Genomic DNA, 13,118 nt, shown 5'->3' with positions numbered 1-13,118 from the left:
GTGTCTCTGAGCCTCAGTTCTTCAGCTTGTAACGGCCCGGCCCGAGGAAAATCACTGCCACGGCGGTAAACAGGAAGAAGCCCTGCAGTTCCAGTGCCCAGCCGCCACCGCGTCCAAGGCTCAGAAGTTCGTTGCCATGTACCAGGATAATGGCAAACAGCATGTTGAAGATGATCAGCAGGGCTCCGATCCGGGTCTGATAGCCCAGAACCACCATCAGCGGTGCAATGATTTCGCCGACAAATACGCCGTAGGCAAGAAAGGTAGGCAGGCCGTGGCTGGCCAGCTCGCCTTCGATAAAACCAACACCGTTAAGCAGTTTGGCAATGCCGTGGAACAGCATCAGCCCGCCCAGGGTCAGGCGGATAATCAGTTTTCCCAGATCAGCGTTTTCGAGCAAGGTACGGGTCTCCGTTCTATAGGTTGCGAATGTCAGGATACAGCGGCACAAGCTGTTTGATCAGCCGGTTCTGGGCGCCGGTGGGAATATCGTTCTTCTCCATGGCCAGGATCAGGTTTTCCGCCAGGGCATTGAACTGGGTGTCGGTGATCGCCATGTCGGAATGCAACTCGCGCATCTCCCGACCGGTATAGGCACAGGGCCCGCCACTGAGCTCGCACAGCTGATCCGTGAGGTTGCGGTGGAACTGGGCAACATCCATGCCTTTGAACTGCTGGTTGATGCGCTCATCCTCGACGATCAGGTAAAGCAGGTCTTCCACCACGTTTGCGATGCCTTCCCGCTCACCCAGCTGCTGATACAGACTGTTTTCGGGTTCGGTATTCAGGCTCTGGCAGCCACCCAGTAGCAGTGCCAGCATCATCAACAGGGCGGAAAGCGTGGCGTAGCGATTGGTAAGGCCCATGTTCAGAAACTCCCCTGCAGCGACAGATACAGACCTTGCTGGTCTTCCAGTGTGGCAACGTCACCCAGGTTGACCAGAGCGCCTGTAATCGCCAGGCGACGGTCCGGAACCCAGGCGACAAACAGATCCCACCAGTCGTCTTCGGTGGCAAAGCTCAGGTTGTCCGGCTTCTGCCGGTATTCGGCACCTACCAGCCACTGACGATTCAGGAAAAGCCCGACGCTGCCCTCCATCATCAGTTCGTGGCTGTTGTTACGGTCACCGCCAAATCCCAAAAGCCCGCCCTGGTTGGCCCGGGTTGCCCGCGCGGTCAGGTTTACCAGCAGGTTGCGCTCCATCACGGCGGCAAAGAACAGCTTGCTGCCACTGACATACACATCGGTGCCACTGTCGTCCCGGGCGCCAATCGCCGACGGCACGGTGAAATCCCGCTGGCGCTTGTACTGCAGACCGGCAGACCACTGGCCCCAGGGACTGTACAGCACATCGCCGACGAGCCGGACCTTGGCGCCGAAAATATCCTGGTTCAGTTCGTCCTGTTCCAGGCCGAAGCCGTCTTTCAGGGTAAACACCAGGCTGTCCAGATCCAGGGTCTGCCGGGCCACGGTGAGCTCCAGCCGGTTGTTCCAGTTCAGGCCGGCACCGGTGACCGAGAGCGAGTAATCGTCCACTTCGGCCCGGCTGAGTGCAAGGGTGCCGCCCCACTCCTCGTCGCTGGCGTAGCTTCCAAGCAGTGCCCAGGGCACCAGGCCGCCGCCGGCACTGCCCTCGATGGTGGTAACGCCTCCGGTCGCCCAGATCCGGCTGCCAATGTCGGCGCCGGCCACCGGTGCGAACAGGAGCGCCACGGCCATTGTTACCAGGCCTCTTGCTGTCATTCTGAATACTCCGGGTTGGTATGGGTCAATTCTTCCCGGCGGTCAGCCAGGGCGCGGGCTGTCTCAGGCAGGTCCTCCGGTGCGACTGGGCGGCTCAGGTAGAAGCCCTGAGCCAGGTTGCAGCCCCAATGTTGCAGAAGGCGCCATGCCTCCAGGTTCTCGATGCCTTCGGCCACGACCTTCAGCCCGAGGCCATGGGCCATATCAATGGTGGAACGCACAATCAGCTGGTCCTGGGGCTCGGTATCCAGCCTGAGCACGAACGACTTGTCGATTTTCAGCTCCTGTACCGGGAGCTTGCGCAACTGGGAAAGCGAGGAATAACCGGTACCGAAGTCGTCTACCGACAGGGTCACGCCCAGTTCCCGGAGCCGGTTCAGTGTTGCCATCGCCTCTTCCGGGTCTTCCATCAGGGCGCTTTCGGTGACCTCCAGAGTCACCCGCTCCAGGCTGTGGTGCCAGCCCTCGAAGGTGTCGCCAATGTGTTGGATAAGGGCGGGCCACGTCAGGTCCATGGCGGACAGGTTGATGGCGACGCCCGCATCAACACCCTGTTCGTGCCAACGCCGGGCATCGCTGGCGACCCGTTGCAGGATATGGGCTGTCAGATCGTGGATTTGCCCCGACTGCTCGGCAAGAAAGATGAACTCCTCCGGGGATATAAAACCCAGCTCCGGGTGAATCCAGCGTACCAGGGCTTCCACCTGAACCAGCTCACCGGTCTGGCTGTTCAGTTTTGGCTGATAGTTCATGTGCAACCCGTTGTTCAGGATGGCGGTGTGCAGATCGGTAACCAGTTTCAGTTCCCGGAGATGACTTTCATCCTGTCCGGGCTTGTAGCGTGTGAAGGCTTCGGGATGGGCCTCGGCCTGCTCGAAGGTGAGATTGAGCCGGCGACGCAGGGCGTCGGTATCCGAGGCATCTTCCGGCAGTTCCATGGTGACGATGGTGACCCTGAGGGAGAAGGGCGTCTGGTCTACCTGCAAGGGAGATTCGATGAGGGCGTGCAGTTGCCGGATTCTGTCACTGCCTTGCTCCGGGGGCAGTGAAGGGATCAGGGCCAGGAATTCGCCGCCACCGGTGCGGGCGAGGATATGGGCGTCCGGGAGTTCCTGCTGCAGGCGCTTGGCAATACCGATCAGGACCTTGTCGCCGAATTCCAGCCCCAGGGTGTCGTTGATATCGGAGAGATCGTTGAGCCGGATCCCCACCAGTGAACCCGTGCCACGGTTCTCAAACAGCTCGGCGGCCTCCTGCATCAGGGCGTTGCGGTTTTTCAGTCCGGTGACGTCATCGTGGGTCGCCGCATAGCGGATCTGGGCTTCCCGCTCCCGAAGGCCAGACAGCATGTCCCGCAGGGCGTTGCGGAGCTGGGTCAGTTCGCCGCCGGCCCGGATGACCGGTGCCTCGGGTGTGGTGCCCTCACCGATAGCCCGCGCGTAGCTTGCCAGCTGCAACACCGGGCGTCCGAGGTTCCGGGCAATGACCAGCGCCAGCAGAATGGCGAAAATCAGGATGGCGGTCACCAGCAGGGCAATTTCCACCGCTCGCCGGTAGTAATTCTGGAGTGTGGCATCACGGCTGATCAGCAGCACGGCCTGGACGGCGGCGGGGTCTGATTCGCCCAGGTTGATTATCCGGGTGAAATAACCGGCACTTTCAATAAAATTGGCGTTGGCGGATGCGCCTGCAAGCTCCTGTTCCAGCTTGGCATCGATGCTGCTGGTGGCGGCAAAACTGTTCAGGTTGTCGTTCTGGTTCGATCGCGCCCGGAAGATCACCGAGGTGCCACTGAGCCTGGCGATAACCTCTGCAAGGGACTGGTCCATGGCAAAGCCGCTGACCAGCGAGGCCCGAAGCCCCGGGGCCTCTATCGGGATGATGAGAATCTCGTAGCCCCTGCCATCAATGGCCCGCAGCGACCGGGTAAACCCATTACGACGGGTGCTTGTCAGCTGTTCCTGGCTGACGGCAGGAAAAGGGTTTTGCAGGGTCGAGGCCAGGGGCTCTCCCTGACTGTCCAGCAAGAGCGCGAAGTCGGCACCCACCCTGCCGCTGTGGTTTTCCAGGGCACTGTCGATGGTTGCCGGGTCGCGGCTGGCAATGGCCGAGCGAAAGCCGAAATCCTGCACCACAACACTGAGCCGGGACAGTTCCAGCTCAGTCCGGCGGTCAATGACCTCGTTGGTCAGCCGCTCTCCGATGGCCAGTTGTTCCAGTGCCCGGCTTTTCTCATCCTCGAACAGGTACACCATCAGCAGGGCGACGATCACCAGGCTGACCAGCGCCACCAGCGAGATCATGGCGGCAATAAGCCGGCCCCGGAATCCGAGACGAGATACCAGACCCATCAAAGCTCCCGAAAGCGCTGCTGGAGACGGTCCAGCGAGCCTTCCGCGGCGGGCTCGGGCTCAAGATTGAGGGTGACGATTGCGGACTCGCTATCACGTTCGATTTCACGGGTGACCGGGCGGGTATTATCCGGCAGTCGTGGGTGCCAGATCTCAAGTGTCACCGTGCCCTGGCTGCCCTCGCTGGGCAGTGCATCGAGCGAGAGGGTGACCTTGCCGGAGGCATCTGTCCGGCCGGTGGCAGCGGTGTCGGTGACCACCACAAAGCCCTGCATGTGGTCGTGAATGTTGCAGCCCAGTTCAACGATGCCTGGCTTGTCGAAAACAATGGGAGCCGCCGGGCGGTCGGCGTAAAGCTCGATGTTGAAGGTTTTTGCCGGCGAGAAGGAATACACGTGATGCTGGGTATTGTCGCGATTCGGGAAATCCACGCTGGAGCCGACTGGCACCACCAATACATGGGGGTGGAAGGCGCGATCCCTCTGATAGATTTCGGCAGAAACCGGTGTTGCCGGACGGGCACTGTCTACGGAAACCACGGCATTGGCCACGGGTTCGGTGTTGCCTTCCAGGGTGACGGTTACGGACAGCTCGTACGCGTTGGCTGTCGATACCATGGCAGAAATCAACAGTCCCGCCAGCACTGCAATCGCTGATACTTTCATTAAACCTCTGAACCTGTCAGGCCAGGCCGGACCCGAGAGAAAATCGAATGTGGTTCCTTACCAGCAGATTTTCCCAGTAATGCCGCATCCAGTCCCAGGCGGCGTTATTCACCTGCTCGACAAACGGGTCGAGGTTGAGTTCGTAGTAGTCCGGCGTGCCTGCTATCTGCAACACGGTTACGGTGATGGAGTCGTCCAGCTCGTTGGCAAAGGGCTCGCCGATAAGCTGATGAGCCAGAAGATTAGCACGAGTTGCTTCCATATCCACGATTTCGCTGGCCCGGGTACACCGGTTGTTTTCGTACATTTCTTCCATCAACCGATGACAAAGGTAGGCGCGGATCAGCAGGCCATCGAGACCGTCGTAGCGAACCAGGAGCGCTGATGGCTGGGTAAAATACCGGATGGCGGCATTCACAAAGGGCTCAAACAGATCGGCTTTGCCGGCTTCCCGGGCACAGGCTTCGACGCATTCGATCAGCCTTGGTGCCATTTCGATGTACTCAACCACGAACTGGAACAGGCAGGTGGCGGGCTGATACCCCTCAATAGTGACCGCAGACGGGAGCGCGGCAACCTTTTCGTGAAGCTGTCGGAGGAAGGTCCCGGAGCGGGCTTCCTTGCGCCGCGCCTGGTCAATAATCTCAAGGACTACCTGTGGTGTCATTTCAGGAGAAGCCGATGTCTGAACGAATTGAGGTCGCAAGGCGCCTCCCGTTGTTAGCAACTGATAGCAACGAGTTCCCGGGCAGGAGAGGAGGGCTGGCTACCACATCGTGCCTGCCTTTTCAGACAAGTGTAGCCGAGATTTTTGCCCCTGCTTTTCCGCTGTGGTGAAAATACCCGCCTGTAATGTTACGGATTGAATCTGCGTCACTGGCTCTGGAACCAACGATCGTTCCTGGTATGGGACCAGCACAGCCATCCCATGCTCAGGGCCCGCGCCACCATCAGGGAGATCAGCGCGAACCAGAGCCCGTGGTTGCCCCATCCGGTTGTCAGCCACCAGACCGGTGCAAACACGGCAAGGGCCGAAAACAGCATGGTGTTCTGCATGTCCCGGGTCCGGGTTGCGCCGATAAAAATCCCATCAAGAAGAAAGCCCCAGACTGCGGCAAAAGGTAGCAGCCAGAGCCAGGGCAGGTAACGCCAGGCGGTGGCTCTCACTTCCTCGATACCGGTTAGCAGTGCAATGAGCCAATGCCCGCCGGCCACAAAAACAATGGTGAGCAAGAGGGCGCCCCAGAGTGACCATCGCAGGGCACTGCGAAAGACCACCCGGAAGCGCCGCCGGCTGCCTTTGCCGATAGCCTCGCCAATCAGCGCCTCGGCAGCATTGGCAAAACCGTCCAGGGCGTTGGAGATCAACAGAAGAAAGGTGATCAGAACGGCATTGGCAGCGAGGATGGTGTCTCCCTGACGGGCGCCCTGGGCGGTAAAGAATGCCAGCACCAATAACAGCGCGATGGTTCGGACCATGATGTAGCGGTTAACCCGGAGAATCCTCAGGTAATCCTCGAGTTTGCCGAACAGAGCCCTCGTCAGCCCCTGCCCCTCAGGCATTCGCCGTAATACGATCAGGAAACCGATGGCGGCGGCGCCGTATTCGGCGATCACAGTGGCAATCGCCACGCCACGGCTGTTCCAGCCAAGCACGGTAACAAAAAGAATATCCAGCACGATGTTCAGGCCGTTTGCCGCAATCAGCATGATCATCGGGCCCCGTGGAAACTGGGTGCCGATGAGCCAGCCAACCAGCGTGTACTGGCAGAGAACCGCCGGCGCGCTCCAGATCCGGATTCCGGCGTACTCGGCCGCCAGTTCGGTCACGTTGTCACTGGGATTCATCAGGCTCAGGCCGGTCTGGATCAGAGGCTGGTGAAACAGAATCAGAAGAAAGCCGATCCCGGTTGCCAACAGGATCGAGCGCAGCAGTAATGCCACCTGGCTGAAGTTGTCCCGCTTGCCCCAGGCCTGAGCGGCCAGGCCGGTCGTGCCCATGCGCATGAAGCCAAAGGTCCAGTACAGGATGCTGAACAGATTGGCGCCGACAGCAACCGCCCCCAGGAACTCCGGACTTTCCAGGTGGCCGAGCACGGCGGTGTCCACCAGTCCCAGGAGAGGAACAGTAAGGTTGGTGAGCATCAGTGGCCAGGCCAGAGCCCAGAGGCGCCGGTCGGTTGCCGGTAGATTAAAAGTCATATTCTTTTTAAGTCTTAAAATTCCGCGGTTAGCTTTTTTGGATTTAGCTGATTTTTTAGTCTTTTTTTGATCTGTGTCTATACTCGAATTTGAGGTATCCGTAAGCAGGCTTCCACTCTGGTTTTTCCGGTGTATGCGAGCGCCAGTAAGGCCGGTGGGATAACGCAAAATCCGACAAGAATAACACTCTGTGGAGACACAGTATGCGCGTGCACGCTCAGCGGGCAGGTGCCCTTTTAGGCGGTCTGATGTTCCCCGCCTGGTCCATGGCGGACTGGACACTGAACATGACCCCGGGGGTGACCGGCACCAGTAACGAAATTTTCAGCCTTCACATGACCATACTCTGGATCTGCGTCGTCATTGGCGTCGTGGTCTTCGGAGTCATGTTCTGGTCTATTTTTGCCCACCGAAAATCCCAGGGCGCCAAACCGGCCAACTTTCACGAGAACACCCTGGTAGAAATTCTCTGGACCATCATACCGTTTGTGATCCTCGTTGTTATGGCGATCCCTGCCACGGCGACCCTGGTCGACATGTATGACACCTCCGAATCGGAGGTGGACATCAAGATCACCGGGTATCAGTGGAAGTGGCAATACGAATATATCAATGAAGATTTCGGCTACTTTTCCAACCTGGCGACGCCACGAGACCAGATTGAGAACCGACAGGCCAAAGGTGAAAACTACCTTCTCGAGGTGGATAACCATCTGGTGATTCCGGTCGGGAAAAAGATTCGTTTTCTGGTAACGGCGAACGATGTCATCCACTCCTGGTGGGTGCCGGACTTTGGAGTCAAGAAAGATGCGATTCCAGGCTTCATCAACGAGACCTGGACCCGCGTCGACAAGCCCGGCATTTACCGCGGTCAGTGCACCGAACTTTGTGGCAAGGACCATGGCTTCATGCCGGTGGTTGTCGAGGCGGTTCCCGAAGAGGAATACAACACCTGGGTCGCGGAGAAGAAGGAAGCTGCCGAGCGCGAGCGCCAGTTGACCCAGAAAGACTGGACCATGGCCGAGCTGATGGAACGGGGCGAAAAAGCCTACCAGACCGCTTGTGCTGCCTGCCACCAGGCCGACGGCAGCGGTGCGCCACCGGCGTTCCCGGCGCTGAAGGGCAGTCCCATTGCAACCCAGGACATGGCGGCTCACATAGACATCGTTGTGAACGGCAAGTCCGGCACGGCCATGCAGGCTTTCGGCAACCAGCTGAGCGAAGTGGACCTGGCGGCGGTGATTACCTACGAGCGGAACGCCTGGGGTAACAACACCGGTGAAATGGTCACTCCGAAAGAAATTTTTGATTACAAGAACCAGCAGTAATCAACGCCAGATAACAGATATCACCAGCCACAATAAATGGCGGTAACGGGGGTTTTCATGAGTGCGGTTGCAGATACCCACGCCCAGGATCATCATCACGGCCCGGCAAAAGGCATCAGCCGCTGGCTGCTGACCACGAACCACAAGGATATCGGGACCATGTACCTGATATTCAGCTTTGCCATGTTCCTGTTGGGCGGGAGCATGGCCATGGTCATCCGGGCAGAACTCTTCCAGCCCGGGCTGCAAATCGTGCAGCCGGAATTCTTCAACCAGATGACCACGATGCATGGTCTGATCATGGTCTTTGGTGCGGTTATGCCGGCGTTTGTCGGCCTTGCCAACTGGATGCTGCCCTTGATGATCGGGGCCCCCGACATGGCGCTGCCCCGGATGAACAACTGGAGCTTCTGGTTGCTGCCCTGCGCCTTCCTGATTCTGGTTTCCACCCTGTTCATGGAAGGCGGCGGTCCCAACTTCGGCTGGACCTTCTACGCGCCCCTGTCCACAACCTACGGGCCGCCAAGCACGACCTTCTTCATTTTCGCGGTCCACATCATGGGTATCTCGTCGATCATGGGCGCGATCAACGTGATCGCCACCATTCTGAACCTCCGGGCGCCGGGCATGACCCTGATGAAGATGCCCCTGTTTGTCTGGACCTGGCTGATTACGGCGTTCCTGCTGATTGCGGTGATGCCGGTCCTGGCCGGTGTGGTGACCATGATGCTGATGGACATCAACTTCGGCACCAGCTTCTTTGACGCCTCCGGCGGCGGCGATCCGGTACTGTTCCAGCACGTGTTCTGGTTCTTCGGGCACCCCGAGGTATACATCATGATCCTCCCGGCCTTCGGGGCGGTCTCCCATATCATTCCGGCATTTTCCCGCAAACCCCTGTTTGGCTATGCCTCCATGGTCTATGCGGTCGGTGCCATTGCCCTGCTGTCTTTCGTGGTCTGGGCTCACCACATGTTCACCGTTGGCATTCCGATCGTTGGCCAGCTGTTCTTCATGTACGCCACCATGCTGATCGCGGTGCCCACCGGGGTGAAGGTGTTCAACTGGGTGGCCACCATGTTCCGGGGTTCTCTCACCTTTGAGGCGCCCATGCTGTTTGCCGTGGCCTTCGTGATCCTGTTCACCATTGGAGGTTTCTCCGGTCTGATGCTGGCCATCGCGCCGGCTGACTTCCAGTACCACGATACCTATTTCGTGGTTGCCCACTTCCACTATGTGCTGGTGCCGGGTGCCATCTTCGGGATCTTCGCTTCGGCTTACTTCTGGCTGCCCAAGTGGACCGGGCACATGTATGACGAAACCCTGGCCAAGACCCATTTCTGGCTGTCGTTTGTTGGCATGAACCTGGCGTTCTTCCCGATGCACTTCCTGGGACTGGCAGGCATGCCACGCCGGATTCCGGATTACGCGCTGCAGTTCGCCGATTTCAACATGGTTTCCAGTGTGGGTGCATTCATGTTCGGTGCCACACAGCTGCTGTTCCTGTTTATCGTGGTCAAGTGCATCAGGGGTGGCAAAGAGGCGGCCGCCAAGCCCTGGGATGGTGCCGAAGGGCTTGAGTGGACCGTGCCCTCACCGGCGCCTTACCACACCTTCTCGACACCACCGGAAGTGAAGTAACCGGAGGCCGGCACCATGTCGAACCAGCAGGCAAACAAGGCAGGCGCATCCCGCAGCACCAACCGTGTTGTGGGTTGGTGCCTGGCCGGGGTAGTTGGCATGTTTGCCTTCGGCTTTGCCATGGTGCCTCTCTACGACGTGTTCTGTGAGATTACCGGGATAAACGGCAAAACCGGCGGGCGATACGAGTCCACCGAGGTGGCCGAAACTGACATGAGCCGGACGGTAAAAGTTCAGTTTCTTGCGTCCAATGGCCCGGGAATGACCTGGAAGTTTCGCCCGGTTGTGCGCTCCGTGGACGTGCATCCCGGAGAGCCGACGACGGTGAACTTCTATGCCGAGAACCCCACGGCTGAGCCGATGGTCGGGCAGGCGGTTCCCAGCCTTGCGCCCTCGGAAGGCACGCTCTACTTCCACAAGACCGAGTGCTTCTGCTTCAACCAGCAACCGCTTGAAGCCGGCGAAAGCACTGAAATGCCCCTGATTTTTATCGTCGATAAAGACCTGCCGGCGCACATCACGAAACTCACCCTGTCCTACACGCTTTACGATCAGGGCAAGCAGCCGGCGGTAACGCAAACTTCCCGGAAAGACACAACAACAAACGATAACGGATAAGCCATCGGAGACTGTCATGGCGGAAAACCAGACCTACTACGTTCCGGAACAGAGCAAGTGGCCCATCATCGCGACGGTTGGCCTCGGCGTGACCCTCTATGGGGTTGCGGCCATCATGGTCAACGGCAAGCAGGGCGAGAGCACCACCGGTGCCTGGATCATGTTCATGATTGGCGCCATCATCATGGCGTACATGTTGTTCGGCTGGTTTGGGAACGTCATCAAGGAAAGCCGGGCCGGGCTTTACAGTCCGCAGATGGATCGTTCTTTCCGCTGGGGCATGAGCTGGTTTATTTTCTCGGAAGTGATGTTCTTCGCCGCGTTTTTCGGGGCCCTGTTTTACGTTCGGGTTTTCGCTGTGCCCTGGCTGGGTGGCGAGGGCGACCGGGGTTCCTCCAACATGCTGTGGGAAGGCTTTCAGTCGAGCTGGCCTCTCATCAATAACCCTAGCCCGGAGGCCTACCCCGGACCCAAAGAGGTCATCAGTGCCTGGGGCTTGCCGTTAATGAATACCATTCTGCTGGTGACATCTTCCTTCACGGTAACCGTGGCTCACCATGCCCTGAAGGCCGGTAATCGGGCGAAAACCAAGCTCTGGCTCGCCCTGACCATTGCGCTGGCCATCGTGTTCGTGTTTGTCCAGGGCTACGAGTACATGCACGCCTATCAGGACCTCGACCTGACTCTGCAATCCGGGATCTACGGCAGCACCTTCTTCATGCTGACAGGCTTCCACGGGGCACATGTGATTCTCGGGTCACTGATGCTGATCATCATGCTGATTCGCATAAACAAAGGCCACTTCACGGCCGATAATCACTTCGGGTTTGAAGCGGCGGCCTGGTACTGGCACTTTGTGGACGTGGTGTGGCTTGGTCTCTTTGTCTTTGTCTACATTCTCTGAAAAAGGCTGATCAGGGCGTCGGGTTCAATGTCAGGGCGCCCTGCCACAGAGCAATCAGAATGACCGCCAGGAGCAGTATGCTGAGTGTGACCCGAACCGCCAGGGAGTTCACCACCCGGTTGGTTTTGCCGCCATCCTTGATGAGAAAGAACAGGCCACTGAACAGACTCACCACGACGGCAAGCATCAGAAAAACGATAAAGCCCTTGAGCATGGGAGTTCCTGTTTTTGTTGGTGCAGTGAATGTACGGGCAGGGACAGGTTCCAGACCCGTTGAGGTCACTATAGCAGAGCATGTCTGATTCGCAGGGCCAACACCGTCAATGGCACTTTGACTGGCGATTGCTGGTGTTCAGCGGCGTCTTCCTGCCCATACTTATCGGCCTCGGTGTCTGGCAGCTGAATCGGGCGGAAGAAAAACAGCTTCTCCTGAACCAGTGGCAGCAGGAAGCGGAAAACCGGGCCTGGCAGGACATGGTGTCCGGTGATCTGACCCGTGGTCGGCCTCTGACACTGACCGGGATGTACGGAAGCCGAAGCTGGCTGCTGGATAACCGGACCCGTGATGGCATCCCGGGTTATGAAGTCCTGACAGAGTTTCGTCCTCTGGAAGGGCCGCCAGTGGTGGTCAATCGCGGTTGGGTTCAGGCGCCGCGAACCCGGGATCAGCTCCCGCAGCTGGAAACGCCGGAAGGGATTTTTACCCTGGAAGGACGACTCAGCGACTATCCGGTGCCGCCGGTGCTGGTGGATCAGCCAGAGGCACGCGGTCAGTGGCCCCGGCGGGTACAGAGTCTGTCCGGAGAGGCCGCTCGAAAGGAGATTCCGGATCTTCCCGACAAAATAGTAAGGCTTTCCGGCAATCGCCAACCGGGCGCTTACCGGGCTGACTGGGAACCGGACCTGATGGGGCCACAAACCCATTACGGATATGCCACGCAATGGTTTGCGCTGGCCGTGGCGCTGACTATATTGACTATAGTGGCGAGTTACCGAAAGACAGGAGCCAATAATGACAATGACAATGGCTAACCGGATATCAGACCAGGAACACAACGAAGGGCCAACTCCGGAACAGGTGCGTCGCGGCCGTCGCACGGCATTCCTTCTGTTTGCGCTGGGTTTTGGCCCGATGATTGTTGCAACCATCATGTTTTATACCGGCTGGCTGAACCCGGCCGGACACACCAATAATGGCGTTTTGCTCCAGCCAGTGGCCCCGGTTTCAACGCTCAATCTCGAAACGGCTTCCGGTACTCCGCTGGCAGAACGCTTTGGCCCGGAAAAAATCGATCCGGACTGGCTTATGATTGTGGCTGCCGGCCAATGTGGCAGTCAGTGCGAAGAGCTGCTCTATCTGGCCAGGCAGGTGAATATCGCCCTTGGCAAGAACGCCAACCGGGTCTCCCGGGCTGCCGCACTGGGTAGTGTGCCTGCCGATCTGCAGGCGCGTTGGTCCTCCGAATACAGCTCCATGGAGCGCCTTGTGCCTGCGGCGGGTGCCCGGCCGGACTGGCCAGCCGGTATCAATCCGGAAGCGGAGCCGCGCATCCTGCTGGTTGATCCGTTCGGTAATGTGATGATGCATTACGGTTCCGAGCATACTGGTAAGGATATGCTGGAGGACCTGAAACACCTGCTCAAACTGTCGCAGATCGGTTAATG

General features: G+C 58.7%; 14 protein-coding genes. 6 read left to right on the top strand and 8 right to left on the bottom strand.

All coding sequences use genetic code 11. From position 1 onward, the window contains the following. Positions 1-13 precede the first annotated feature (13 nt). The 7 genes from EDB94_RS09510 to EDB94_RS09480 all read right to left on the bottom strand — a co-directional run bounded on the left by EDB94_RS09510 (position 14) and on the right by EDB94_RS09480 (position 6,962). Positions 14-400: a DoxX family protein gene (locus EDB94_RS09510; protein ID WP_062783591.1), complete on the bottom strand. Its 387-nt coding sequence runs from the start codon at positions 398-400 to the stop codon at positions 14-16. Between the two features lie 16 nt (positions 401-416). Beyond that, on the bottom strand, positions 417-866 hold the full coding sequence (locus EDB94_RS09505) for a group 1 truncated hemoglobin (protein WP_108018207.1): 450 nt from the start codon (positions 864-866) through the stop codon (positions 417-419). A gap of 2 nt (positions 867-868) precedes the next feature. Further along, the gene (locus tag EDB94_RS09500; RefSeq protein WP_108018206.1) at positions 869-1,744 is read right to left on the bottom strand and encodes a DUF3034 family protein; all 876 of its coding nucleotides are present in this window, start codon (positions 1,742-1,744) and stop codon (positions 869-871) included. Beyond that, positions 1,741-4,095: a bifunctional diguanylate cyclase/phosphodiesterase gene (locus EDB94_RS09495; protein ID WP_108018205.1), complete on the bottom strand. Its 2,355-nt coding sequence runs from the start codon at positions 4,093-4,095 to the stop codon at positions 1,741-1,743. Before EDB94_RS09495 ends, EDB94_RS09500 begins: the two co-directional genes overlap by 4 nt. After that, positions 4,095-4,760 carry a methylamine utilization protein gene (locus EDB94_RS09490; protein ID WP_108018204.1) on the bottom strand — a complete coding sequence of 222 codons (666 nt, stop codon included), beginning with the start codon at positions 4,758-4,760 and terminating at the stop codon, positions 4,095-4,097. Before EDB94_RS09490 ends, EDB94_RS09495 begins: the two co-directional genes overlap by 1 nt. 16 nt (positions 4,761-4,776) lie before the next feature. After that, positions 4,777-5,427 (bottom strand): hypothetical protein, encoded by a 651-nt coding sequence (locus tag EDB94_RS09485; RefSeq protein ID WP_008176713.1) that lies wholly within the window; start codon positions 5,425-5,427, stop codon positions 4,777-4,779. A 206-nt stretch (positions 5,428-5,633) separates the two neighbouring features. Next, entirely contained in the window at positions 5,634-6,962 is a 1,329-nt protein-coding gene (locus EDB94_RS09480) for an MATE family efflux transporter (protein WP_062783580.1), read from the bottom strand. Between the two features lie 203 nt (positions 6,963-7,165). Between EDB94_RS09480 and coxB the strand changes: the two genes are divergently transcribed. Genes coxB through EDB94_RS09460 form a run of 4 tightly spaced genes read left to right on the top strand, consistent with a single transcriptional unit; the run spans position 7,166 to position 11,453 of the window. After that, a complete protein-coding gene (gene coxB / locus EDB94_RS09475; protein ID WP_041645870.1) occupies positions 7,166-8,290 on the top strand; it encodes a cytochrome c oxidase subunit II in 1,125 nt (374 codons plus the stop codon). Between the two features lie 57 nt (positions 8,291-8,347). Then, entirely contained in the window at positions 8,348-9,931 is a 1,584-nt protein-coding gene (ctaD, locus tag EDB94_RS09470; protein ID WP_041645872.1) for a cytochrome c oxidase subunit I, read from the top strand. A gap of 15 nt (positions 9,932-9,946) precedes the next feature. Beyond that, complete coding sequence (locus EDB94_RS09465) at positions 9,947-10,549, top strand: cytochrome c oxidase assembly protein (RefSeq protein WP_108018203.1); 603 nt, start codon at positions 9,947-9,949, stop codon at positions 10,547-10,549. 16 nt (positions 10,550-10,565) lie between these two features. After that, positions 10,566-11,453, top strand: coding sequence for a cytochrome c oxidase subunit 3 (locus tag EDB94_RS09460; RefSeq protein WP_014578903.1), 888 nt, complete (start codon positions 10,566-10,568; stop codon positions 11,451-11,453). Between the two features lie 10 nt (positions 11,454-11,463). Here EDB94_RS09460 and EDB94_RS09455 read toward each other — a convergent pair whose 3' ends face one another. Then, entirely contained in the window at positions 11,464-11,667 is a 204-nt protein-coding gene (locus tag EDB94_RS09455) for a twin transmembrane helix small protein (protein WP_053113472.1), read from the bottom strand. Positions 11,668-11,747: 80 nt separating this feature from the next. Between EDB94_RS09455 and EDB94_RS09450 the strand changes: the two genes are divergently transcribed. Beyond that, positions 11,748-12,485 carry an SURF1 family protein gene (locus EDB94_RS09450; protein ID WP_108018202.1) on the top strand — a complete coding sequence of 246 codons (738 nt, stop codon included), beginning with the start codon at positions 11,748-11,750 and terminating at the stop codon, positions 12,483-12,485. Beyond that, positions 12,478-13,116 carry a hypothetical protein gene (locus EDB94_RS09445; RefSeq protein ID WP_108018201.1) on the top strand — a complete coding sequence of 213 codons (639 nt, stop codon included), beginning with the start codon at positions 12,478-12,480 and terminating at the stop codon, positions 13,114-13,116. Before EDB94_RS09450 ends, EDB94_RS09445 begins: the two co-directional genes overlap by 8 nt. Positions 13,117-13,118: the final 2 nt, after the last annotated feature.

The sequence above is a fragment of the Marinobacter sp. 3-2 genome (assembly GCF_003751355.1).
In the GTDB taxonomy this organism is placed as follows: Bacteria; Pseudomonadota; Gammaproteobacteria; order Pseudomonadales; family Oleiphilaceae; genus Marinobacter; species Marinobacter adhaerens.
Note: the sequence above shows the minus strand (reverse complement) of the source record. Positions and strands in the feature narration are given on the sequence as shown.